At 29.3% G+C, this 23,333-nt stretch carries 24 protein-coding genes and 1 pseudogene; 18 read left to right on the top strand and 7 right to left on the bottom strand.

Annotated elements, in window-relative coordinates:
• Nucleotides 1-8 precede the first annotated feature (8 nt).
• Nucleotides 9-1,166, top strand: coding sequence for a M14 family zinc carboxypeptidase (locus H5J23_RS12220; RefSeq protein ID WP_185892532.1), 1,158 nt, complete (start codon nt 9-11; stop codon nt 1,164-1,166).
• On the opposite strand, the gene H5J23_RS12215 is transcribed toward H5J23_RS12220, so the two are convergent.
• Entirely contained in the window at nt 1,167-2,573 is a 1,407-nt protein-coding gene (locus tag H5J23_RS12215; protein ID WP_185892530.1) for a hypothetical protein, read from the bottom strand. It lies immediately after the preceding gene.
• A 199-nt stretch (nt 2,574-2,772) separates the two neighbouring features.
• Between H5J23_RS12215 and H5J23_RS12210 the strand changes: the two genes are divergently transcribed.
• The 9 genes from H5J23_RS12210 to H5J23_RS12170 all read left to right on the top strand — a co-directional run bounded on the left by H5J23_RS12210 (nt 2,773) and on the right by H5J23_RS12170 (nt 10,652).
• Entirely contained in the window at nt 2,773-3,597 is an 825-nt protein-coding gene (locus H5J23_RS12210; RefSeq protein ID WP_185892528.1) for a hypothetical protein, read from the top strand.
• Between the two features lie 14 nt (nt 3,598-3,611).
• Entirely contained in the window at nt 3,612-3,926 is a 315-nt protein-coding gene (locus tag H5J23_RS12205; protein WP_185892527.1) for a hypothetical protein, read from the top strand.
• Nucleotides 3,927-4,051: 125 nt separating this feature from the next.
• Nucleotides 4,052-4,795 (top strand): YveK family protein, encoded by a 744-nt coding sequence (locus H5J23_RS12200; RefSeq protein ID WP_185892526.1) that lies wholly within the window; start codon nt 4,052-4,054, stop codon nt 4,793-4,795.
• On the top strand, nt 4,785-5,615 hold the full coding sequence (locus H5J23_RS12195) for a CpsD/CapB family tyrosine-protein kinase (RefSeq protein ID WP_185892525.1): 831 nt from the start codon (nt 4,785-4,787) through the stop codon (nt 5,613-5,615). The genes H5J23_RS12200 and H5J23_RS12195 overlap by 11 nt, the downstream gene beginning before the upstream one ends.
• Nucleotides 5,609-6,364 carry a tyrosine-protein phosphatase gene (locus H5J23_RS12190; RefSeq protein WP_185892524.1) on the top strand — a complete coding sequence of 252 codons (756 nt, stop codon included), beginning with the start codon at nt 5,609-5,611 and terminating at the stop codon, nt 6,362-6,364. Before H5J23_RS12195 ends, H5J23_RS12190 begins: the two co-directional genes overlap by 7 nt.
• A complete protein-coding gene (locus H5J23_RS12185; protein ID WP_185892523.1) occupies nt 6,279-7,511 on the top strand; it encodes a TolC family protein in 1,233 nt (410 codons plus the stop codon). The genes H5J23_RS12190 and H5J23_RS12185 overlap by 86 nt, the downstream gene beginning before the upstream one ends.
• Nucleotides 7,512-7,520: 9 nt before the next feature.
• On the top strand, nt 7,521-8,843 hold the full coding sequence (locus H5J23_RS12180; RefSeq protein ID WP_185892522.1) for an efflux RND transporter periplasmic adaptor subunit: 1,323 nt from the start codon (nt 7,521-7,523) through the stop codon (nt 8,841-8,843).
• A 42-nt stretch (nt 8,844-8,885) separates the two neighbouring features.
• The gene (locus H5J23_RS12175; protein ID WP_185892521.1) at nt 8,886-9,920 is read left to right on the top strand and encodes an ABC transporter permease; all 1,035 of its coding nucleotides are present in this window, start codon (nt 8,886-8,888) and stop codon (nt 9,918-9,920) included.
• 12 nt (nt 9,921-9,932) lie between these two features.
• A complete protein-coding gene (locus H5J23_RS12170; RefSeq protein WP_185892520.1) occupies nt 9,933-10,652 on the top strand; it encodes a hypothetical protein in 720 nt (239 codons plus the stop codon).
• A 44-nt stretch (nt 10,653-10,696) separates the two neighbouring features.
• Here the strand turns inward: H5J23_RS12170 and H5J23_RS12165 are convergent.
• From H5J23_RS12165 to H5J23_RS14360, 3 genes and pseudogenes are all read right to left on the bottom strand, one after another.
• Nucleotides 10,697-11,284 (bottom strand): annotated as a pseudogene (locus H5J23_RS12165) (IS3 family transposase); the annotation flags it as partial.
• Nucleotides 11,203-11,403, bottom strand: coding sequence for an IS3 family transposase (locus H5J23_RS14365; RefSeq protein ID WP_185892841.1), 201 nt, complete (start codon nt 11,401-11,403; stop codon nt 11,203-11,205). The gene H5J23_RS14365 and the pseudogene H5J23_RS12165, both read right to left, overlap by 82 nt.
• Nucleotides 11,404-11,627: 224 nt before the next feature.
• Nucleotides 11,628-11,777 (bottom strand): transposase, encoded by a 150-nt coding sequence (locus tag H5J23_RS14360; RefSeq protein ID WP_185892837.1) that lies wholly within the window; start codon nt 11,775-11,777, stop codon nt 11,628-11,630.
• A gap of 995 nt (nt 11,778-12,772) precedes the next feature.
• On the opposite strand from H5J23_RS14360, the gene H5J23_RS12150 reads away from it, so the two are divergent.
• The 3 genes from H5J23_RS12150 to H5J23_RS12140 are packed head-to-tail and all read left to right on the top strand — an operon-like array spanning nt 12,773 to nt 15,764.
• Nucleotides 12,773-14,065, top strand: coding sequence for an ABC transporter substrate-binding protein (locus H5J23_RS12150; protein ID WP_185892518.1), 1,293 nt, complete (start codon nt 12,773-12,775; stop codon nt 14,063-14,065).
• An 8-nt stretch (nt 14,066-14,073) separates the two neighbouring features.
• Nucleotides 14,074-14,949, top strand: a complete 876-nt coding sequence (locus H5J23_RS12145) for a carbohydrate ABC transporter permease (protein ID WP_185892516.1) — start codon at nt 14,074-14,076, stop codon at nt 14,947-14,949.
• Nucleotides 14,949-15,764 carry a carbohydrate ABC transporter permease gene (locus tag H5J23_RS12140; protein WP_185892514.1) on the top strand — a complete coding sequence of 272 codons (816 nt, stop codon included), beginning with the start codon at nt 14,949-14,951 and terminating at the stop codon, nt 15,762-15,764. Before H5J23_RS12145 ends, H5J23_RS12140 begins: the two co-directional genes overlap by 1 nt.
• 115 nt (nt 15,765-15,879) lie before the next feature.
• Here H5J23_RS12140 and H5J23_RS12135 read toward each other — a convergent pair whose 3' ends face one another.
• Both H5J23_RS12135 and H5J23_RS12130 read right to left on the bottom strand, forming a co-directional pair.
• Nucleotides 15,880-16,467, bottom strand: a complete 588-nt coding sequence (locus tag H5J23_RS12135) for a retron system putative HNH endonuclease (RefSeq protein ID WP_185892513.1) — start codon at nt 16,465-16,467, stop codon at nt 15,880-15,882.
• A 2-nt stretch (nt 16,468-16,469) separates the two neighbouring features.
• A complete protein-coding gene (locus tag H5J23_RS12130) occupies nt 16,470-17,672 on the bottom strand; it encodes an AAA family ATPase (protein WP_185892511.1) in 1,203 nt (400 codons plus the stop codon).
• A 235-nt stretch (nt 17,673-17,907) separates the two neighbouring features.
• Between H5J23_RS12130 and H5J23_RS12125 the strand changes: the two genes are divergently transcribed.
• The 4 genes from H5J23_RS12125 to H5J23_RS14355 all read left to right on the top strand — a co-directional run bounded on the left by H5J23_RS12125 (nt 17,908) and on the right by H5J23_RS14355 (nt 21,696).
• Nucleotides 17,908-19,419, top strand: a complete 1,512-nt coding sequence (locus H5J23_RS12125; RefSeq protein ID WP_185892509.1) for a glutathione ABC transporter substrate-binding protein — start codon at nt 17,908-17,910, stop codon at nt 19,417-19,419.
• 13 nt (nt 19,420-19,432) lie between these two features.
• Nucleotides 19,433-20,191 (top strand): creatininase family protein, encoded by a 759-nt coding sequence (locus H5J23_RS12120; protein WP_185892507.1) that lies wholly within the window; start codon nt 19,433-19,435, stop codon nt 20,189-20,191.
• Between the two features lie 90 nt (nt 20,192-20,281).
• Nucleotides 20,282-21,424 carry an AAA family ATPase gene (locus tag H5J23_RS12115; RefSeq protein WP_370523853.1) on the top strand — a complete coding sequence of 381 codons (1,143 nt, stop codon included), beginning with the start codon at nt 20,282-20,284 and terminating at the stop codon, nt 21,422-21,424.
• An 11-nt stretch (nt 21,425-21,435) separates the two neighbouring features.
• Nucleotides 21,436-21,696, top strand: a complete 261-nt coding sequence (locus H5J23_RS14355; RefSeq protein WP_370523863.1) for a PD-(D/E)XK nuclease domain-containing protein — start codon at nt 21,436-21,438, stop codon at nt 21,694-21,696.
• A gap of 44 nt (nt 21,697-21,740) precedes the next feature.
• Here H5J23_RS14355 and H5J23_RS12110 read toward each other — a convergent pair whose 3' ends face one another.
• Nucleotides 21,741-21,947, bottom strand: a complete 207-nt coding sequence (locus H5J23_RS12110; protein WP_185892505.1) for a helix-turn-helix domain-containing protein — start codon at nt 21,945-21,947, stop codon at nt 21,741-21,743.
• Nucleotides 21,948-22,034: 87 nt separating this feature from the next.
• On the opposite strand from H5J23_RS12110, the gene H5J23_RS12105 reads away from it, so the two are divergent.
• On the top strand, nt 22,035-23,255 hold the full coding sequence (locus H5J23_RS12105; protein ID WP_185892503.1) for an AAA family ATPase: 1,221 nt from the start codon (nt 22,035-22,037) through the stop codon (nt 23,253-23,255).
• Nucleotides 23,256-23,333 lie beyond the last annotated feature (78 nt).

Here is a 23,333-nt window from a genome sequence, read left to right as displayed (position 1 = left end):
AGGTTTTTATGAAAAAAACTGTGGCTCTACAAATTATATGGATTTTTTTAATATCTGTTACATCAGTAATAGCCTTTCCTGGAGAAGACTACAAAGAACCTAGTTCTGTAAAATCCTTTTTTCCAGAGATGTCTCCAATGGTTTCTACTCCAGCTACTTTAAAAGGTAGAGATGAGTTTACAACTCAAAAAGAGATGTTAGATTATTTAGGAGCTATCCATACACAAAATATTCATACAGTTGTAGATTTACTAGGGCCTACAGTAAAAGGAAACTATCTTCCAATTATTATGTTTTCTAAAGAAAAAAAAGATAAGCCCACAGTTTTATTAATAGCTCAACAACATGGTGATGAACCTATGGGGTGTGATGTTCTTTTAGGAACTGTAAAAAGAATAGCCCATGGAGATTTAAACTATCTTTTAGAAAATATAAATATAGTTGTAATGCCAAGAGTTAATCCTGATGGAGCTAAAAATTTTACAAGAACTTCTAGTAGAAAGTTTGATATAAATGATGACCATGTGGATTTAGAAACAGTTGAAGCAAATATAATAAGAGGTGTATATGAAAAGATTCAACCTGAAGTTTTTATAGATATACACGAGTATATTGCTGATAAAAAATCATATTCTGGAATACTAGAGGATGGAGCACTTCCATATTTTGATATTTTAGGGTTAAATACAACAAATACAAACTATCCTCAAGAGTTAAAAATCTATTCTAAAAACACTTTGGAAAAAGTAAAAACAGGGTTAGAAAAAAATAGAATGTCATTTGATTACTACTACAATCCTTTTATAAAACCTAGAAATGGAAAACCAATGATTCTATATGAAGCAACTTCATCTATAAAAACAGCTAGAAATTTTTATGGAGTAAAGGGCAGCTTAAGTTACCTTTTAGAGTTAAGAGGAAGAGGGATTGGTTTTGAAAATATAAATAGAAGATTAAATAGTGGATTAATTGGAGTGGAAATTATTTTAAAAGATTTTTATGAAAATAGTGAAAAAATAAAAAATATGGTAAAAAAGAATAGAGAGATTTTAAAATCTCTAAAAAAAGAATCTCAAGAGTTAAAAGAGGAGAGTAAAAGTTATCCTCTTATAAATATAAAAAAAGGGACTCTAGAAGAGATCCCTATAATATATATAAAAAACTGATTAAATTGGAAGTGTAAGATATTTAACTTCTAAATTACCAAGAGAGTTTTTAAGAGCCCCTTCAAAAACTCCAACACATTGAATATCGTTAAGTTCAATAAAATCACTAAATAGATTTACATTTATAAAGTTAGTTATAGTTATATTGTTATCAACTTCTATCTTATCTTTTAATTGCTCTAAAAGATATTTAGGAATTGAACTGTATACTATAACTATTTTTTTTTCGTCCTCTTTTTTATTTGTAGAGTTAACATAAAGATATAGTGACACTACATCTGTAAAAGATATGTTCCAATAAACCTTTCGTAACTCTTTAAAAAGCTTTATACACTTTTCTATTGTTAAACTATCTAAATTTAGATTTAAAAAAGACATCTCGAAAATAGGCAAATAATGTTTTTGCTTACTGCAAAAGGATGTTCTAGATAAAAATCTATCTACAAACACATCTCTTTTTAAACCCAAGTTTAAACTGTTTTTAAAAATTTTTTTAAAAGTAATAAAGTGATCTTTTACAAAAGGTGTTTCTTCTGGAAAAAGACCTTTACTGATTTTGAAGATATTTATAAGAAAGCTAATATCTTCAAAAGAGATCTCTCCTAAAAGAGAGGTTTGGAAAAAATCAAAAATATTATTTAATGATTTAGCATTAAATATATTTCCAAAATATATTTTAAAATCATCTAAGGTATTAAGATTATTTTTTATTTGATTTTCAAAAGTAGTATCGTCGTCTAAGAATTTGAAACTTATATAGAAACTTTTTAAAAGTTCCCTATTGTAAAAAAATGAATCGCAATTGGCAATAGATATGAACTTTTCTATTTGTTTTTGTAAAATGTCATCTATCTCAGAATCGTGAAAAATATGTGAAAAAGATTGGTCAAAAATATCTGGAAGATAGTTTTCTTCAACTAGATATTTATATATATACGTACAAAGAGCACGTTTTATATCTATAAAATTCCCCTCTAAAAAAACCCCTTTTCCTGAAATACTTATAATATCTAAAGAGTAAATCTCAATACTTTTTTTAACAGCTATAAGATCATCATTTAGTGTTCTTCTAGAAACTCCAAGGATACTAGATAAAGCATGAAGGTTTAAAGAACTTTTTAAAAGTAGATGGAGTGTAAGAAAAAATATTCTATCTTCCTTTGAAATGTTTTGTTCTTTTTTCAGATAAAAAGAACAGCTATTTTGACTTAAAATTATCCTTATCATATCGTCTGTTTTTGTGGTGCTTTTTCTATTGGGAACTATTTTTTGTATCTCTTTTAGATAAGAGCAGATGTTTGCTCTATTCATATCTAAAAAAAGTTCACAGAATTCTAAATTTTCCCCCTTGGTAAACTCTAATAACTTAAATAGTCTTAAATGTTTTGTATTGATACTGAGTGTCATAAACTCATCCCCTTTTGCAATTGTTACAAACCCAAGGCTATTATAACGGTTTTTTATTCGAAAGTCAAACGCTTTGGAAGATTTTTTAAAAAAAATTAAAAAAATTTCTAATATAATTTTTTTTCAAAATATATTATAGTAATAGCATATATATAAAAATAACATTTTGTTCTGATACTTGAAAAATAAGGAGGGGGAAATGGTAAAGAAAATTTTACTAGGAGCTTTAGCCCTAAGCTCAATTGGATTTGCATCAGATTTATCAACAGTTACAGGTGAAAGTGCAGCAGTTTTTGCTAAAAAGGAAACAAATGGTGATAAACCATTAGTATACTTAGCTGAAAACTTTCATGAAATGGCAACACTTCCAGGATTCTCTATGGGAGCACCTTCAGGATTAGTTTCATCTTATGGAGTAGCATTTGCTGGTCTTTCTGGAAGAAGAGACAGCGATGATACAGATGGAGCAATGGCTCTTGGAATGGGATTTGGAAATCCTGATACTATAGGAGGAGCAGTATCTTTAGGAATTGGAAGTATCGATCCTAGAGATGGAGGATCTTTCAATAGAGGTAATCTGAATTTAAACGTTGGTCATCACTTTAAAGAGTATGGATTTGGATGGTCAGTAGGTATGACAGGACTTGACCTTTGGCATGCAAGTCACTTAGATGGAGACAGACAAGATCCAAGTTTTTACACAGCTGTTACAAAACTTTGGGCAAATGATATTCTTCCTGTAGCTATTACAGCTGGATTTGGAAATAACTCATATGCTGATATAAACAAAGAGAACGACAGAAAAGATAAAGTTGATGGATTTGGAGCTATAGCTTTCTACTTAATCCCGCAACTAAGTTTAGTAGTAGATTACACAAGTAACATATTAACAACTGGAATTAGTTTGGTTCCATTCCCAGATTACCCAATATCAGTTAACTTAGGAGCAACTAACTTAACTGAGCAGGGAAGTAATGATAAAGTAGCAGCAATTGGATCAATAGCTGCAGCATATGTATTTTAATGGGAGGTAGGACAATGAAAAAATTTTTATTAGTTATGACATCACTACTTTTAGTAAGTAGTTTAGCTTTAGCAGTTGAAGAGGAAAATACAACAAATACAAGTGAATCAGTAACAGAGAGTACAGCACCAGTTGCAACAGCAGGAACACTTTCAAAAGGAGAATCATTTATGGTTGCCTTTGGAATGCAAGAGTCTCCAATAGTTGGTGGAGGAGAATCTGGAGGAAGTACGGCTTCTTCAGCTGCAACAGCAGTAGCAGGAACAGTAGCTCACTCAGGAGCAGTAGTTTTAACAAGTAGCCAAAATACACCATATAGCTACAAATAAGAAAATTTAGAAATAAAAAAGTTATTTAAGAAATACTGAAAGCAACACGAAAATAATTATTAATAATTAAGAAGTGAGAAAAAGCTGTTCAGAAGGACAGCTTTTTTTTATGAATGGGGAGAAGGATGAGGAGAAAAGAGGATTTTTACGAAGATGATTTCTATGAGGATGAGGATGAGTTAGATCTGATGGATCTTGTCTTCACACTTTTAAGAAGATGGAAGTTAATAGCATTAATAGCTACACCAGTTTTTGCACTGGGAGTTTTCTTTGCAATGACTAGACCAACAGTATATAAAGCTGAGATGACTATGATGGTATCAAGTGGTAGAAACTTTAGTGCAAGTTCATTAGAAGGTGGAGAGTTATCAGTAAATCAAAAACTTGTAACAAGTTATGCAGAAATAGCAAAAAGTAAAACAATTTTGAGTAACGTAATAAAAAAATATGATTTAATGGCGAGTTTGAATGAATTACAAGGAAGCCTAACAATAGAACCTGTTGGGAATACAGAATTTTTAAAACTAACATATAAAAATGGCGATGCAGCACTAGCAGCAGCAGTAGTAAATGAGATTGGAAATGAGTTTATGTTAAAAGTTCGTGAGGTTATGAACTTTCAAAATATAAAAGTAGTTGAGCCAGCTGAGATTCCAAAAGAAGCGTTACCTAAAAAGAGAGTGTTAATAGTTGCAATATCTGCAGTATTATCAGTTATGATGGGATGTATGGCAGCATTTGTAGTTGAGTTCTTCTTCTGTAAACTGCGTAAACCAAAGGATATAGAGAAAATTTTAGGAACATCTATGCTTGGAATGGTTCCAGATTTCAATCTTTCTCTAGTTGATGGAGGTAAAGATGGAAAATAGAACTAAAAGACAACTTTTCTTTAAGGATGCTGATAATCACGAGATGAACGAAGCTCTTAGAGTTATAAGAACAAATCTTCACTTTTTAAATGAAAAAGAGAGTGAAAGAACTGTGCTTGTTACAAGTACAACACCAAAAGAGGGAAAGAGTACAATAGCTTCAAACTATGCAATGAGTATAGCAATAACTGGTAAAAAAGTACTGCTTATAGATTGTGATATTAGAAGACCTAGAGCTCATGAAAGTTTTGGAGTTAGCTTTAATAGCGGATTAGAATCAGTTCTTTCTGGAGAGTGTCAAGTTGATGATGTAATTTTAAAAAATATTGAGGAGAATTTAGATATTCTTCCTACAAGAAACGTAGCTCATAATGTAACAGAGCTATTTTTAGGGGATAAGATGAAAACTCTTTTAGATAGATTGAAAAAAGAGTACAACACAATAGTTTTAGATACACCACCACTTATTGTTGCAAGTGATGCAGCAATACTTTCAAAACACTGTGATGGAGTTGTGTATGTTGTAGCATATGACCAAGTTGCAAAAAGAGAGTTGGAGTTTGGAAAAACTATGTTAAACAATGCAAAAGCTAATATGTATGGGTTTGTTGTAAATAAAGTTGATAAAAATGGATTATCATATGGAAACTATGGATATTACAACAACAACTACTCTTATTACAAAGACTATTATACAGAAGAAGGGGAAGCTCTTGCTAGAGCATATAAACCTCAAAAGGGATTTAAAGGATTTATTGAAAAACTAAAAAGAGATTATAAGAGACAGCTAAGTGGGGACCAAAAGGGGAAAAGATGGTAGATATCCACAGTCATTTACTATTTGGAGTAGATGATGGACCAGAGACTTTAGATGAATCTGTTGAGATGATTAAAAAGGGGATGGAGTTAGGCTTTGGTGAGTTTTATTTAACAGCTCACTATGGTAAGGGACGATTTTGTAATGAAAACTATGATAAAAACTTTGAGATCTTAAAAGAAAAGTGTCAGAACCTTAATTTAGATATAAAGTTACATAGGGGTAATGAGATATACTTAGATGAGAATATATCTAAAACATTAGGAGAAAAAAAATACAATACAATAGAGGGAAAATACCTATTAGTTGAATTTTCACCACTTACACTACCAAGTGTAGGAAAGCATATGGTGAAAAAAGTTCTAGATATGGGATTTGTACCAATAGTAGCTCATGTGGAAAGATATAATCGCTTTAAAGGGAGTGATTTGCTGGAGTTGAAAAGATTAGGGTGTAAACTTCAGGTGAATATAGGTGGTGAAAAACCAAAGTATATAGTAAGGCTACTTAAAGAGGGATATATAGATTTTTTAGGAAGTGATGCTCATAGAGTAAAGAGAAGATGTTACAGTTTAGATGAGTTAGAGCACCTAAAAAAACTAGTTGGAGAGAAAGGGATAAAGAGAATGACTAACCTTAAGGGGTTAGAAAAGGAGGGAAAAAACAGTGAAAAAGAGAGATCTAGTAGTTGGATTTTTGACTCTTTCCTTAGGAGCGTATTCAGAGGGACTTGGGTTAGAAGCGATTCTTAATAGAGTTGAAAGTAACAACCCAGAAGTTAGAGTTAAAGAGCTTGATATAAAGATAAAAGAAAAAGGTAAAACAAAAGCTTTGAAAAATCTAATACTACCTCCAGTTAATCTTTCAACAGAGGAGGATTGGCAAATTGTTAAAGATGAAGGGGTAGGATTTAAAGAGATAGAGGCATATATCCCAATTTTCCAAGGGGGAAGAATGATGTATGGATATAAAAAATCTAAAAGTGAGTTAGAGTTAGCTAAAGAAAATTCAAAGCTATCTGTATATACTTGGCAAGAGGCTTCGGTAAATGAGTACTTTAAAGCTTTAAACTATAAAAAACAGTTTGAGATTACAGAGTCAACGCTAAATGCTCTAGAAAAGCAGCGTAATAGACTTGATGGACTATATAAAGAGAATAAGATGATAGCAAAATCTGAAGTATTAAAAGTTGAAGCGGATATAGAAAACAATAGAGCACTAAATCTTCAAAATGCTCAAAAAGAGAGAGCATCTAAAGAGACATTAATGCAACTACTTGGGTATGATTTAGACAGAGCTATAACATTAGATGAGTTTAACGCTATGGATTATTTAAAGTCAGTTGGAACAATTAAAAAAGTTGAGAATCCTAAAAATACAACACTTGGAAAAACTCAAAGTTTAATGGTAGACATTGCTGAGTATGATGTAAAAATAGCAAAAGCTGATCTATACCCATCTTTTTATGTAAAACCATCACATAAGTTTAAAGAGAGAGTTGGAGATAAACTTGTAAATAGAAACGAAGGAATTATTGAAGTTGGATTTCATTATAGATTTGAATGGGGAGGAACACTAGATTCTGTAGATCAGAAAAAGTTTGCTCTTGAACAAGCTAAGATAAAATATGATAACAATATTCAGGGAATAGAGTTAGATATGAGAAATAAACTTGGAGAGATAGAGTCTTTAGCTGGTCAAAGTGAAGCTCAAAAGAAAAGAGTGGAGTTACTAAGAGAAAACTTAAAAATTGATAACTTAAGATATGATAATGAGTTAGTTACAACTTTTGATTACTTAAACTCAGTAAATCAGTTAAAGAAAGCTGAAGAGGATTTCTTTAAACTTCAAAGATCACTAGTTTTAGCAGTAATAGAGTATGAGAATTTGTATAAGTAGGGGATAAATATGAAAAAAAATAGAATAATAATTGGTGCTGTAATAGCAGTCTTAGTTCTTGGAGGATATCTTCTAACTGATAAGGTAACTGGAAAAGAGGTTAAAGTTTCAAAAATTGAGATGGGGAATCTATCTAGCTCGATACTTTATGCAGGAATAGTTGCACCAGGGGAGGTGGTACCTGTATATATTGAGGCACCATCACTAGTTGAGTCTGTACTTGCTAGAGTTGGTCAAGAGGTAGAACCTGGAGATAGATTATTAACGTTTAGTTCTAAGAGTATAATTGAAAATGATAAAGAGCTACGTATAAATGAGTTAGATATAAAGGATATAAACTTAAGAATAGCTGACCTTGAGGGTGGATCATTAAAGTTAGAGTTAGATAACAGAAAACTTGAGATGAAAAACTTAGAGGAAAGAATAAAGGGTGACGAAAGAAGACTTCCTGTTCTAACAGCAGAGGTTAGAACTTTAAGAGATAAAGCTGAAGCTTACAAAAAACTATTAGCTGCTGATGGAGTTTCTAGTACAGAAGCCAACCGTGCTATAAATGAAGCTGATAAAAAGATGGTTGAGTTAGAGGATCTAAAAACTAATTTAGATCTGAATAGACAAAAATTTGAACTATCAGCTGTAAGTTTTGAAAGTTTAACAAGAGAGTTACAGATAGAGGAAGCTAAACTGAAATCAAGTTTAGAGAAACTGCAACTAAACAATGAGATTTTAGTTCGTCGTGCAGAGCAGTTAAAAAAACCTCTTGAAGCACCAGTAGCTGGAGTTATTACAGCAATAGATGTGGTAGAGGGAAGTAACGCTTTTAGTGGACAAAGACTTTTAGCTATATCTCCAAAAGGGGAGAGTACAGTAAAAGTTGAAGTACCAATGTATGGGGCAAATAGTGTATCTACTAATCAAAAAGCTATAGTGAGAACAGCTTCATCTGAGGGGGATCTAACTTATGAGGGAGTTGTATCTAGAGTTTCTAGTGTAGCTCGTGAAAGTACTTTAGGTGGAAAAAAAGATAAGGTTATAGAGGTTGAGGTAAAAATATCTGAAGAGAACAGTTTAAAACCTGGATTTATAACTGATGTAGAGATAACTAATGAGTCTACAAGAAGTGTTGCAACAGTTTCATCATTCTCTGTTATAGAGGAGGGGGATAAGGCCTTTGTTTTCATAGTAGATGATGGAAGAGTTCGTAAAACTGAGGTGAAAGTAGGGGCAAAAACATCGACAGAGTATGAGGTACTAAATTTACCACTAGGAACAAAGGTTGTAATAAATCCATTTAAGGTAAATAACGGTGAAAGAGTAAAGGCTGTGAGTTAGGTGAGGTTTTGGATGGCCTACAGATTTCTCACGGGAAATATAATGAGAGCTGCTTTTCCTTTTATCTCTGTAGTTGTAGCAGCGGCGGCTTTAGTGATGACAATATCACTAGGGGATGCTGCAAAAAATATAATAGATAGTGATCTCTCTGCAATAGGAAGTAATAGAATTCTTATTGGAGGGGGAACTCTTAGCAAAAGGGATCTACAAATTGTAGAGAGGCTACCTTTTGTAGAGTATGGAGTTTTTCCAGAAGAGAGAACACTGGTAAATAATAGACTGTTTAGGGGATATAGTAAAAAAGCTTTAAGAGCGATGAACTTACCAAATCTTAAAGAGGGAGAGGTAGTTTTAGATAAAACACAGTTTTTAGATGGACGTGTAGGAGAGAAAATCGAACTAGAAACTGACAGTGGAAAAAGAAATTTTATAGTTAGGGATTTGTATCAAGAGGAGAGTCCATTTGAAACCATGAAAATGGGGGACAGAGTCATAGTAAGTGATGAAACTTTTGAAAGAATCTTTGGAAGGAAGCACTACAATACTTTAGTTGTATCCTTTCCACAAGATGAAGATGGGGTGGAATATATACCAGTTATACTTCGAGAGCTAAATAGGTCTCGGTTTGGGTACGACCAGGTTCGTGTTTTAGAAACGCCAGATGTCTATAGAAAAGTGGAGAGGATAAGAGGTTTTGTTAGTAAAAGCCTATTTATCCTCTCTTTTATTTCACTAACTGTTGGAGGGATTGGAGTGTTAAATCTAATTGCATCATCAGTTCGTGAAAGAGGTTCCTATATTGGGATACTTCGTACTATGGGAGTGGATAGAAAAAGTCTGAGGGAGATATTTTTAATAGAAGCGGTTATGGTAGTTATGGTAGGTGGAGTTGCAGGAGTTGTATTTGGAATACTATCATCATACTTAGCTGGAAGTATACTAAAAATACCACCATACTTTAATGTTTTTAAGATGATAGGGTCGTTGATCCTTACAATGGGTGTTGGACTACTCTTTGGAATATACCCAGCTAAAAAGGCTGGAGAGCTAGAGATAGTGGAGGCACTTAAAATTTAGGAAGGGGATAAAATGGAAGGATTTGAATTAAATCAGATAATAAATATGAAAAAAAATATAGCTGAATACACAGTTTCGAATGCTATATTAAAAATATTTTTTTTTATTTTATATTTTATAGAAATTATATTGAATATATTAAATAATGAATTGATAAATACTTTCAATAGTCTATTAAAATTAAATTTTGTAATACTTCAGGTACTGGCTATATACCTATTGTTAAAGAATAAATATAAGATTAACAAAGAATTTATTTTATTTTTAGGGTTATCGTATTTTACATTATTAAAAATAGATGAAACTTATTTCTATGTAATTTTTTTCTTTTATCTAGGATATATTTTAATAAATTTAAAAATAAGAATTATAAAAAAAATATTAGCTTTTTTATTTTTAGTATTTTTATTAAAATTGAGTATAGAAAAAAAAATCTGGATATTAGGTAGTTATTATCTAATATCTGAAAAAAAATTATTGTTGCCTATAATAATTTTAATTATAGGTTTATTTTCAAGAATATCTAAATTTAAAAAATTGAATATAAAAATATATATATTTATAATTTGTGGAATTTTACTAGAAATATTATTAAAAAATAAAGTATTTTTATCAAATATTTATGAAATTTGTGTAGGAAGTTTGATAGTTTGTACTATATTAATCAGTATTGGTTTATTTGATTTTTTTATTAAAGTTTGTTGTAGATATTCAATTTTAAATAAAAATTAAAAGCTAATGGTATTAAGTCAAGTTTTTAAACATAATTTTATAAATTATGCAACTTGTTTTCGATAGTCTACTGGAGATAAATAACCTAGTTTTTTCTGAATTCTATGGTTGTTATACCAGTCTTCTATATATTTAAATAAAGACTTTTTAGTTTCTTCAAAAGTCTTTGGTTTACTTTGATAGATTAGTGCTTTCTTCAAAACTGAATGAAAAGATTCTATACAAGCATTATCGTAAGGATTATCCTTTCTTGAATAAGAAAGAGTTGCATCTAAATTTTTAACCTTAGCTATATAATCATTACTCGTATACTGTGATCCTTGGTTTGTGTGGATAATACAGCCTGTAAGATTACTGTTTAAATTAAGTTTAGAAAGAGCTTTTAAAACGATATCTGTTGTCATTGTTGTGGAGTAATCCCAACCTTTGATTTTATTTATATGTAAATCCATAAATAAAGCTAAATATGTCCACCAAAAATCTTTTATGTAAATATATGTGATATCTCCTACTATTTTCTCGTTTGTTGAGGTAGTTGAAAAATCCTGTTTTAATATATTACTTGCAGGAGCCTCAACCATTGATTTAATTGTCTGGGGCTTGTACTTTTTTCTAGTAATAGATGAAAGACCTGCGCTCTCGTAATTCTTTGAACTAGCTTGATGCTCGCGGGATAACCCTCACGATTAAGTATTACATGTATTTTAGGAGCCCCATAAATTTTAGAATTTTCCTCATAAATTCTTTTGATTTGAGAAGATAATAATTCATATCAATCTTGAGTTTTAGTAGTAGTTTTATTGAAATTAGAGTAGTAAGTAGCTTTACTAATTTTAAAAATTTTACACATTTTTTCTTGGCTATATTTAGGTTTTAATTGTTTTATAAGGTCAGTTATCTTTGTATCATCTAGTTTTTCGCGAATATTGTCAAAGCCTTTTTTAGAATAGCACATTCTTCTTTAGCGGCAGCCAGTTATTTTTGAAGCTTCTTGAAATCATCAAGAGTGACAACTTCATCACTTTGGGTATTAATATTACTATATTTTTTTCTCCAAAGAATAAGATTAGATGAAGATACACCATATTCACGAGATACCTCTTTAAGAGACTGACCATTTAAAATTAAGTTAACAAGAGTTTTTTAAACTCTTCATCATAAGTTTTTCGTTTAGACATAAAATCACTTCCTTCAAGGTTTAGTTTACATGATTTGTTATTTTATGTCTACAAACTTATTCTAACACCAGAGTATCATCAAAGTTTTATACCAGGAAGAGAGGCCACTTTAAGAGATATAGGGATGAGGTATAAGTGGTATAATGGGAGTAAAAATAGGTGTTTATCATTAAAATGTGTTATTTCAATAACAAAAGTACTTAAAAATAAGTGCTGTAGAGACTGGTTCCTATTTTATGTACAAAAGTCCAGAAAAATGACTCTTTAATATAAGATTTAAGGCGTTCGTTTGAAATTAGCCTAATTAGTAGTCATAGGGCTAAAAAATGATATAAAAAGGTGTAAAAAGCCTATTAAGAGCATGTTTGTAAAACGTATTACAAATATGCTTTTTTTCTAATACCCCTTATGTTTTCTATAAAAAGATATTATTATTAGTCTTTTTTTGTTTATCTTTATTTTTAAATAATTTTATTTATAATTAATTTTTTTGTATGTGTCTGATTTTCCAGTGATGGGAAATCCGGTAGTGGGAGATCCGGTGATGGAGAATCCGACATACATACTCACGAAATCAATATACTTTAATATATCAAAGTATTTTTTATAAAAGTCTATCACAAAATCTACTAATAGCTTGTTAGTAGTTTTAGAACATTTTATTTTCATGAATATTTTTTCAACGTTGATTGAGTAAGTTTTTTATTAATGGGGTAGTTGCTAATATTTTTAACTTACAATATATTTAATACAACATTTATTTTAAAAAATCAAGAGTAAAATTGAAATATTATGAGAAGAATTATAACTTTTTTAACTTAGGTAAATTAATTTATTCAGATTTATTATATATATTTGATTTTTTGTAAATACAGTTCTATAATTGTAAAAAATGTCATTTTTATTTTTTAAGTGACTATTATTAATACTGGGGAGGTTTTTATGAAGAAAAAATTATCAGTTCTTTTTTTAATGGGTCTTGGTTTAGTTGCATGTGGAACAAAAGAAGAGAAAAATGAAACAGCAAAAGTAGATGAAAATTCTAAAAAAGTATTAACAGTATGGGCTTGGGATAAAAATTTTAATGTTCCTATAATGGAGAAGGCAGCAAAGATATATTCTGAAAAAAATTCAGATATTGAAATAAAAGTGGTGGATCATGGAAGAGATGATATTGAACAAAAAATACATACAAGTTTATCAGCTAATGCTATAAATACTCTACCAGATATTGTTTTAATAGAGGATTATGCGGCACAAAAATTTTTAACATCATATCCAAATTCTTTTATGCCATTAAATGATGTTATTGATTATAATGAATTTGCTAAATATAAAATACCACCTATGACAGTAGAAAACAAAACTTATGGGGTTCCTTTTGATAGCGGAGTAACAGGACTTTTTTATAGAAGAGACTATCTAAAAGAAGCTGGAATCCCAGAGGAAAGATTACAAAACATAACTTGGAAAGAACTTATTGAAATTGGAAAAGAGGTAAAAGCTAAAACAGGAAAACAGCTAATGGCTGATATGGCATTACATGATCCTGGAATAATTAGAGTTATGATGCAATCAGCAGGAAGTTGGTATTTTAACGAAAAAGGTGAGGTAGATTTTATTAAAAATGAAGCATTAAAAGATGCTATTTTAACAGTAAAAGATCTTTTTAATTCAGGAGTTGTAAATCAAGCTTCTGGTTGGGGAGAATGGGTTTCGAACTTTACATCTGGAGATGTAGCAACTATTTCTACAGGTGCTTGGATAATAGGAAGTATAAAAACAGAAAATAGTCAAAGTGGGAAATGGGGAGTAGCACCTATCCCAAGATTAGAAGATACAAAATCTGTAAATGCATCTAATTTAGGTGGATCTAGTTGGTATATTTTAAATAAAGATAACAAAGAAGTTGCAGCAAAGTTTATGAAATCAGTATTTGCAGAGAATAAAGAGTTTTATAATGAGATTTTAACTGAAAGAGGAGCTATAGGAACATTTTTACCTTCTCAAACTACTGCAGCTTACGAAGCCCCAGATGTATTTTTTGATAATCAAAAAGTTTATCAAGATTTTTCAAAATGGATGAAAGAGATACCATCTGTAAATTATGGAGTTTATGTTAGAGAAGCTGATCAAGCTGTAGTTAGCGTTTTAAAGTACATAGTTGAAGGACAGATGAGTGTAGAAGAGGGATTAGAAAAAGCTGAAGCTCAATTAAAATCTCAAATACAGTAGGTGGTAATATGCTAAAAAAATTATGGAGAGAAAAGAGAGAAGGTTGGTTATTTATATCTGTTGCATTAATATTATTTCTATTTTTTTCATTATATCCAATAATAGATTCGCTAATTCTTTCATTTTATACATCTAGAGGTATTGTATATAAATTTAATGGTTTTGGAAATATAAAGAGACTATTTGATGATCAGATGTTTTATACTTCTTTAAAAAATACAATGATATATCTAATTATACAAGTTCCAATAATGTTAGTATTAGCTATTTTTTTAGCTACTTTATTAAATTCAACTAAATTGAAATTTAAAAGTTTTTTTAGAACATGTATTTTTTTACCATGTGTGACATCTTTAGTAGCGTATTCAGTTTTATTTAAAATGATTTTTGCAGAAAAAGGGTTAGTGAACAATATTTTAATGAAAACAGGGGTATTTCAAACAGGAATACCTTGGTTAACAGATCCATTTTGGGCTAAAGTTACAATAATTTTAGCTCTTCTTTGGAGATGGACAGGGTATAATATGATATTTTTCTTGGCTGCACTTCAAAGTATACCAAAAGATATGTATGAAGCAGCAGATATAGATGGAGTAAGTAAAATTAAACAATTTTTTTATATTACAATACCCCAGTTAAAACCAATATTATTATTCACTACTATTATGTCAACAATAGGGACATTACAACTTTTTGATGAACCTATGAACTTAACTATGGGTGGACCAGCAAATTCCACTATGACAATCTCTCAATATATCTACAATGTATCTTTTGTTTATGCACCGAACTTTGGTTATGCAGCAACAATATCGTACACTGTAGTATTGATGATTGCTTTATTATCTTATATACAATTTAAACTTGCTGGAGATGATGCATAATGAAGAGAAAAGTAAAAGTAAGCTCAGTGTTTCAATATCTATTTTTAGGAGTTGCTTCATTTTTTTCGATATTTCCATTTTATTGGTTAGTTGTGGGTTCAACTAATAATAACACAGATATTTTAGGTGGAAAACTATCTGTAGGTAAGATGTTTTTTGAAAATTACAATAATTTGATAAAATTTGGTGGTTTTGAAAGGGCTTTTTTTAATACTTTAAAAATAACTATTATATACCTAGTTTTAACACTTCTTATAACATCTTTAGCAGCTTATGGATTTGATAAGTTTAAAAGTATAAAAACAGAGATTATTTATAAAATATTTTTACTTTCTATGATGGTTCCATTTGCAGCAATGATGATACCACTTTTTAGAATAATGGTTAAGTTAAGTTTGATAGATAGTTTATTAGCAGTTATACTTCCAGGACTATCCTCTGTATTTTTAATCTTTTTCTTTAGACAGAGTTTGAAGAGTTTTCCTACTCAAATAATAGAATCTGCGAGAATAGATGGAGCTAGTGAGCTTACAATATTTTTTAGAATAGTTTTGCCACCTATGAAACCAACTTTAGCAGCAGCAGCAATTTATGCCTTTATGACTCAGTGGAATAATTATATGTGGCCTTTAATTGTTTTAAGAACAAATGAAAGCAAAACATTAACATTAACTTTATCCTCTATGTCGTCAGCGTATTTTGTAGATTATGGAATGCTTATGTTAGCTATTGTTATAAGTACAATACCTATGATAGTGATATTCTTCAGTATGCAAAAAAGTTTTGTACAAGGAATGACTGGGTCTTGTAAATAGGGTGAAAGTTGCAAAGTAAAATTTGCAACTTTTTTATTCAGTTTTAGCAATAGAATCTTTATTAAGATTAGTATACCTTAACTTGAAGACTTTAAGACCCAAATCTACAGATCGTTTAAACAGATGTAATACTATCCTTATTCTCAATCATAAACTCTTTTAGAGTTCTAAACTCACCCTCAGGTTCTAAATAATCAATAGAGTATTTATTTCCTAATATGAAATTTTTCCTAGCCTCAGCTAATCTTTTATCATTTAGGTTTAGTATATCAATTGTTACCTTAGCTTTTTCATAATCAGTTCCTATAGAATTTTTAGGTCTTACCTCTCCTGTTTTAATATCATATGTTAAAAAATCTTGTGGATTTTCTAGAACTGGATTTATAAAATCGGAACTCCATTGACTTCCTTTACTATTTCCACACCTTTTAGAACTTTTACAAGCAACTATAAGATTATTAAAATCTTGAAATTCATTAGGAAATATATCTTTTGGCTTAATATGTTCTGTCTCACTTGTATCTACATCTATTTCAATTTCACAATATGGACAGCATAACTCTTGTTCTTCAAAAAGAGAGTATTCTCTAAGTTGTTGCTTTATATAACGATAAGAATCGTATTGATTCCAGTTAGAAAGCGAATGTTTCTTTTTAAACTCTTGAAAAAATTTTGGCTCAGCGGTTTTATTAACTTTGAACAAGTTTATTCCCCCCTTTGCTCATTTTGCTTTTTTTTAATGTTAATATCCATTTTAATCAGCATTAAATCTTGATCTGTTCCTCCTAGGGTAGCAGTCATTTCTTTCATTAAACTTTTAAATTCCTCAGAATTATACTGGTTATTGTCAACTAGTTCTCTTAATTTTTTTAAAGACCTAAAAATATTTGGATCTCTTGTTGTTTCAAGGCCCATAATATCCTCTAAAATTCTATCTACAGGTTGACCTAAAGAGCTATAAAGTTCTTCATCTTTTAAAGCTTTTATCTCTCCGTTCTCATCTCTAGTTAGAATTATAAGGTTTTCTTTAGGAACACTTCCTAATATATGAGGAGAGTGAGTTGCTACAATAATCTGGTTATTTTTTCCTATTTTTTTATACACTTCGAGAATTTTTTGCTGCCATTTTGGGTGTAAGGATAGCTCTGGTTCATCGATTAAAATAATAGAGTTTTCAGGTTCTAACATTTTTATCGCTAAAGTTCTTACAAAAAGTTGCTTTTCACCAGATGATAACTCGTTTATATCGAACTCTTCACCTGTAGAATTTGAAAAAATAGGCATACTTCTTTCATCCCTAGAAAGTCCCTGTAACTTTATATCTAAATCTAAAATTGAAAAGATATCATTGATCTCTTTAGCTACCTTTTCTCTAACCTCTTTTCCAGTTAAATCTTCCTCTGTATTGCTAATATAAGTAACTCTTGTGGCTATATATGAAGCTATATTCGAGATTAGGCCTGTATCTACAATATTTAAAAAATTATAGTGTCGTTCTAACATGTTAGTTTGTGTTTGAATACTTTGAAAATTAATTTCTGTTGGAATATATATAATTTTAGGTAAAACTTTTAAATTGCTTTTAAGTATCTGATAGTTAGAATTTTCAGAATCATTTTTTTTATAATGTTCATAAGATCTTAAATAATTTATAAATCCCCAATCTAATTTTTCTTTAACTAAAATTTCTTCATTTTCAAATAGAACCTCCAGAGAGTTAGTTAAATTATTATTATAATAGTATTCTTTATAAAAATAATCATAGATATATTTTAAAAGATTTGTTTTTCCACTTCCATTAATACCTGCAATAACCACGGTATCAAGAACTTCACCATTATTAGTAAAATCTATATCTAGATTTTTTAAAACTTTATGATTTTTAAAATGTATATTTTTTACTTTCATTTTTCACCTCTTTTGGATTAATTTTTTAATGTTCATTTATATTTTACTTTATTTTTCCTTTGAAATGAAGAGAAATCTATAAATTTTGAGGTTATATCCATAATAATGAAAGCTTTTTTTTATTAGTTACCTTATATATAAGCCTTATTATATTCTTATATAAGACAATTGTATAAAAATATGTTATCATTGTCCTTAAAAATAAAAAAAGTTTTTTAAAAAGTGGGAGGGGATTATGATTAAAAAAATATTTTTATTAATTATTGGGATGCTTACTCTTTTAGGATGTGAAAAAAAGGAGGAGAAGAAAGAGGAGAAACCTCTTGTTATAGTTCAAGGGTCAGATGCAAGAACAATGGATCCACAAAAAGCTATTGATACTCCAACTGTAAGAGTTTATAATCAAATTTATGATGGACTGTTAAAAAAAGATAAGGATATGAATATTGTTCCAGGTTTAGCAGAGAGTTGGAAAAAAATTGATGAAAGAAAAACTATTTTTAATTTAAGAAAAAATGTGAAGTTTCATAATGGAGAGACACTAACAGCTAAAGATGTTAAATTTACATTAGATAGAATGAAAAATCAACCAACTGTTTCTTTTCTTATAAGTGAAATAGAAGCTGTGAATGTTATTGATGACTACACAGTGGAGATAGTAACAAAAGATGGATTTGGACCACTTCTTAGTCACTTGTCTCACCCAGGAGCTGTTATATTAAATGAAAAAGCAGTTGTAGATGCTAATGGAAAGTATGATCAAAACCCAATTGGAACAGGACCATATATTTTTGATAAATGGTTAGCAGGAGATAGAATATTCCTAAAAGCTAATCCTGACTATTATTTAGGAAAAACACCAATTGAAAATATTGTAATAAAGTCTATTCCAGAGGGGACAAACCGTACAATAGCTTTAGAGACTGGTGAAGCGGATATAGTTTATGATGTTGAACCAGTTGATATAGATAAGATAAAAGGTAATGAAAATTTAAAATTTCTAATGGAGCAATCTTTAGGAAATGCTTATTTAGGATTAAATACTCAACATAAACCTTTTGATGATGTAAGAGTGAGACAAGCTATTGCTCATGCTATAAATGTTGACGACATAATAGAGGTTGCATATAAAAATACTGCAGTTCCAGGGAATTCACCATTAAGTCCAAAAATTCCAGGATACAATAAGGATGTTAAAAATTATGAGTATAATGTAGAAAAAGCTAAAAATCTTTTAGCAGAAGCAGGGTATCCAAATGGATTTAAAACTTCTATTTGGATAAATGATAATACAATTAGAAAAGATATAGCAACAATTTTACAAGATCAATTTAAAACAATTGGGATTGATGCAACTATTGAAACTCTTGAATGGGGAGCATATATAGATAGAACAGCAGCTGGAGAACATGATATGTATATTCTAGGATGGATTACTGTAACAGGAGATCCGGACTATGGATTATATCCAGTATTTCATAGTTCAGCTCACGGAAGACCTGGAAATAGATCTTTCTATTCAAACGCTACTGTGGATAAACTTCTTGATGAAGCAAGAGTCTCAACAGATCAAGAGAAAAGAATGGCTAACTATAAAGAGGCTCAAAGAATAATTCAAGAGGAAATGCCATCTGTAACTATGGTTTATAATAATCAAAACGTTGCTACACAAAAATATGTAGAAAATTTTGTTCTACATCCTACAGGATATTTTGATTTATATAATGTAAAATTTTCTAATAAATAAAGAGAGGTGAACTATGAATATATCAAATACTCCAGCTAAAGATGTTGTAAACTTTATGAAGAAATCTCCAATAGCTATAATTGCTATTGGAAGTATTGAGTATCATGGAGCTCAAGCTCCCCTTGGAACAGATTACATAATACCAGACTATATAGTATCAAAACTTTCTCATAGAGATGATATTTTAACTCTTCCACCAATACCTTATGGAAACTGTCAATCAATTAAAGATTTTCCAGGAACTATAAATATAGGAAGTACTAATCTTATAAATATTTTAAACTCTATAATAGATTCATTACTAAATAGCGGATTGAAGAAATTCATATTTGTTAATGGCCATGGAGGAAATATATCAGCTTTAGATCAAGTGGGGTTAGATACTTTTGAAAAAGGTGGATTAGTAGCAACTATTGATTGGTGGAATTTGGCTAAACTTTTAAATCCAGATTATGATGGTGGTCATGGAGATATTCAAGAGACAAGTACAGTTATGGCAATAGATAGAGACTCTGTGAATTTAGAATACTGTGAACCATTAGTAATAAATGAGTTATCAAATGAAATAACGAATAAGTACATAACACTTCATAACTATAAAAATGGAAATGTTAAAATAATGAGAAGTTTTAAAAGTGTTGTTCCAAATGGTTGGATAGGACCATATGATCCTAAAAATTCAACAGTAGATCTTGGAGATAGAATACTTGTAGATGTGATAGATTATATTGAGGAGTTTATTGAAAGTTTTAAAAAAGTAGAACAAATTTAGATAAATTAAAGTAGTGTGAATGCACTACTTTTTTTGTTTAAAAATATAAGGTATGGTATAATATAAGAAAATATATAGTGAGGTGAAAGCATGATTAAGAAAAGTCTGCCAGTGGGGATAGATGATTTCAAAGAGATAATAGAAAGTAATTGCTATTTTGTAGATAAATCTTTATTAATAAATGAACTATTAAGTAAAAAATCAAAAGTGACACTATTATCAAGACCAAGAAGATTTGGAAAAACTTTAAATATGTCAATGCTGAACTATTTTTTTAATATAGAGGACAAAGATAATAATAAAAAGCTATTTGAAGGACTAGATATTTCAAATACGGATAAAATGAAGTATATGGGAGAGTATCCAGTAATATATATAAGTTTGAAAGAGATAAAGGTTAATAATTGGGACCTTTGCTTAAATAAGTTGCATTTATTATTGCAAAATGAATATGATAAATATAATTTAACTTTGGAGAAGAAAAGAGAAAATCAAGAAAATGCCATTTTAGATTTATCAAAATTTTTATATGAAAAATATAAGAAGAAAGTGATAATATTGATAGATGAATATGATACGCCATTAGTTACAGCACACTCACAGGGGTATTATGATGAGGCAATATTTTTCTTTCGAAACTTTTTAAGTGCAGCATTAAAAGGAAATCCATATTTAGAGTTTTCAGTGCTTACAGGGATATTAAGAGTAGCTAAAGAAAGTATATTTTCAGGACTAAATAATCTTGCAGTATCAACAATTTTAGATAGAGATTTTAATCATTTTGGGTTGACTGAAGAGGAAGTAGAAGAGTTGTTAAAATACTATGAGTTAGAGTATGAATTAGAAGAGGTTAAAAAGTGGTATAATGGATATAAATTTGGAAATAAGCTAGTTTATAATCCATGGTCATTAATTAATTTTGCTAGTAAAAATGAGTTAAATCCATATTGGGTAAATACAAGTGATAATACCTTGATAAAACAATTATTGACTAAAAACGATGAAAAGGTATTCGAAGAGTTAGAGCTAGTATTTAAAGGTGAAACAATATGGGAAACAATTTCGGAGAATATAATTTTTGATGATTTAGATAATATAAATACTATTTGGTCTTTAATGTTATTTTCAGGATATTTAACATATGAAGATATAAGAATTTCTACGATAACTGGACTTAAATCATATTCCTTAAAAATACCTAACCAAGAAATCAAAAGTTTCTTTAGACATTAGGAGATAAATATATAATAACTTCTAATAGAGAAAGTGGGTATGGAAGATATGATATAGCTTTAGAGCCTAAAGATAAAAGAAATTATGGGTTGATATTTGAATTTAAAATAGGAGATAAAAATTCTATTGAAGATAAAGCTAAAGAAGCTTTAGCTCAAATAAATGAAAAGAAATACGATACATCTATGAAAAATAATGGAGTATCAAAAGTTATAAAAATAGGAATGGCTTTTAGTGGAAAAGATGTAGCTATTGAAAGTGAAGTTGAGTAAATAAAAAAGTTGTAGAGTGAAAATCTACAACTTTTTTCAATTTTTTAAAATTTAAATAGTTCAACAATGTTAATATCTAAAGCTTTTGCAAGTTGATCTATTTTTTCTAGAGATACACTTTTTACTCCTCTTTCAATATCACTAATATAACTTCTATCAATATTAGCAAGTTCTGAAAGTTTTTCTTGGGTTATTTTTTTTTTGTTTCTAATTTCTTTTAAACGTTTTCCAAATTTTATTTTTATATTCATTTTTTAATTTTATGTTTTTTTTAAAAAAAAACCAATAGACTATAGTCTACAAAAGTGTTATTATAAACATAAAAAGGAGAGAGTATAATGAAGAAAAAACTTCCAATAAATATAGATGATTTTAAAGAAATAATTGAAAGAAACTACTATTATGTAGATAAGACAGACTTCATACATGAAATTTTAGAAAAAAGAGTGGCTGTCCAATTAATAGCAAGACCTAAAAAATTTGGAAAAACTCTAAATTTAAGTACATTAAGATATTTTTTAGATAAAAAAGATGCTGAGTATAATAAAAAACTATTTACAGGATTAAATATAGAAACATCACGAAATATGAGTAAGCAAGGGAAATATCCAGTAATATATATTTCTATGAAAAATATGCCCGTGGAAATGTATGATGAATTTTTAGAAGAGATGAAAAAGAGAATAAGAGATTTATATAAAGAGCATATTTATATAAGAGAAAGTTTAAATGAATATAATAGAAGGAAATTTGATGAGATTTTATTAGATGAAGAAAAAGCTTTTTATAAATGGACTCTAATGGATTTATCAATTTTATTGGAAAAATATTATGGAGAAAAAGCTGTTATTTTAATAGATGAATATGATGCTCCAATGTTAGATGCATTTGGAAAGGAATCTTTAGGAGATATAAAAAGTTTTTTAATGAGTTTGTATGGAAGTGGATTAAAGGATAGCCCGTGTGCATTTGCAGTTATTACAGGAACAACAAGGATTATAATGGATGAAGTTAATAACTTAGCTGCATCTACAATTTTTGATAAAAACTTAAAATATTTTGGAATTTCAGAAAAAGAGTTGAACGAAATTTTGAAAGAGTATGATTTAATAGACAATTTAGAAGAGATTAAAAAATATTATTCAGGATATGTTATTTCAGGAGAGATAGTGTATAATCCATTAGAGATATTTAGATACTGTTTAATTCCTCAAGTTGGAGATATATATGACACTGGTCTTGAAAAACTTTTAAAAAATTTAATAAAAAAAGAGTTGGAATTAGATCTACATGGATTTAGTTTTAGAGATTTTAAAGAATTTTGTGAAGAGTTTAAAATCAGTTGGGAAGAGTCGGTTATTCTAATTATAGAAAAGAATGGTAAACATTGGTTTTCAAAATTTTTCACATTACTTATAGCAGCAGGTTATTTGACAATTAATACTAAGAAATCTAAAAATGAAGATTGGAATATCCGAGAGTTTATTGTAACAAATGAAAAAACTAAAAAAGATCTATTGAAAATATTTCGTGAGGAACTCTTCACCTGTAGAATCTGAAAAAATAGAAATGGATTTTAAAGGTATGGTATAATATAAGAAAAATAGATATGAAAAAGGAATAAAAGATTGAGGTGA

This window comes from Cetobacterium sp. 2G large (assembly GCF_014250655.1).
Classification (GTDB): Bacteria; Fusobacteriota; Fusobacteriia; order Fusobacteriales; family Fusobacteriaceae; genus Cetobacterium_A; species Cetobacterium_A somerae.
The sequence above is the reverse complement of the archived record's forward strand: the minus strand, read 5'-3'. Positions and strand labels throughout refer to the sequence as shown.

Bases quoted from the DNA above. Each gene is read 5' to 3' on its own strand.
- H5J23_RS12220 (WP_185892532.1), top strand. From the start codon at position 9: ATGAAAAAAACTGTGGCTCTACAAATTATATGGATTTTTTTAATATCT.
- H5J23_RS12215 (WP_185892530.1), bottom strand. From the start codon at position 2,573: ATGACACTCAGTATCAATACAAAACATTTAAGACTATTTAAGTTATTA.
- H5J23_RS12210 (WP_185892528.1), top strand. From the start codon at position 2,773: ATGGTAAAGAAAATTTTACTAGGAGCTTTAGCCCTAAGCTCAATTGGA.
- H5J23_RS12205 (WP_185892527.1), top strand. From the start codon at position 3,612: ATGAAAAAATTTTTATTAGTTATGACATCACTACTTTTAGTAAGTAGT.
- H5J23_RS12200 (WP_185892526.1), top strand. From the start codon at position 4,052: ATGAGGAGAAAAGAGGATTTTTACGAAGATGATTTCTATGAGGATGAG.
- H5J23_RS12195 (WP_185892525.1), top strand. From the start codon at position 4,785: ATGGAAAATAGAACTAAAAGACAACTTTTCTTTAAGGATGCTGATAAT.
- H5J23_RS12190 (WP_185892524.1), top strand. From the start codon at position 5,609: ATGGTAGATATCCACAGTCATTTACTATTTGGAGTAGATGATGGACCA.
- H5J23_RS12180 (WP_185892522.1), top strand. From the start codon at position 7,521: ATGAAAAAAAATAGAATAATAATTGGTGCTGTAATAGCAGTCTTAGTT.
- H5J23_RS12175 (WP_185892521.1), top strand. From the start codon at position 8,886: ATGAGAGCTGCTTTTCCTTTTATCTCTGTAGTTGTAGCAGCGGCGGCT.
- H5J23_RS12170 (WP_185892520.1), top strand. From the start codon at position 9,933: ATGGAAGGATTTGAATTAAATCAGATAATAAATATGAAAAAAAATATA.
- H5J23_RS12150 (WP_185892518.1), top strand. From the start codon at position 12,773: ATGAAGAAAAAATTATCAGTTCTTTTTTTAATGGGTCTTGGTTTAGTT.
- H5J23_RS12145 (WP_185892516.1), top strand. From the start codon at position 14,074: ATGCTAAAAAAATTATGGAGAGAAAAGAGAGAAGGTTGGTTATTTATA.
- H5J23_RS12140 (WP_185892514.1), top strand. From the start codon at position 14,949: ATGAAGAGAAAAGTAAAAGTAAGCTCAGTGTTTCAATATCTATTTTTA.
- H5J23_RS12130 (WP_185892511.1), bottom strand. From the start codon at position 17,672: ATGAAAGTAAAAAATATACATTTTAAAAATCATAAAGTTTTAAAAAAT.
- H5J23_RS12125 (WP_185892509.1), top strand. From the start codon at position 17,908: ATGATTAAAAAAATATTTTTATTAATTATTGGGATGCTTACTCTTTTA.
- H5J23_RS12120 (WP_185892507.1), top strand. From the start codon at position 19,433: ATGAATATATCAAATACTCCAGCTAAAGATGTTGTAAACTTTATGAAG.
- H5J23_RS12115 (WP_370523853.1), top strand. From the start codon at position 20,282: ATGATTAAGAAAAGTCTGCCAGTGGGGATAGATGATTTCAAAGAGATA.
- H5J23_RS12110 (WP_185892505.1), bottom strand. From the start codon at position 21,947: ATGAATATAAAAATAAAATTTGGAAAACGTTTAAAAGAAATTAGAAAC.
- H5J23_RS12105 (WP_185892503.1), top strand. From the start codon at position 22,035: ATGAAGAAAAAACTTCCAATAAATATAGATGATTTTAAAGAAATAATT.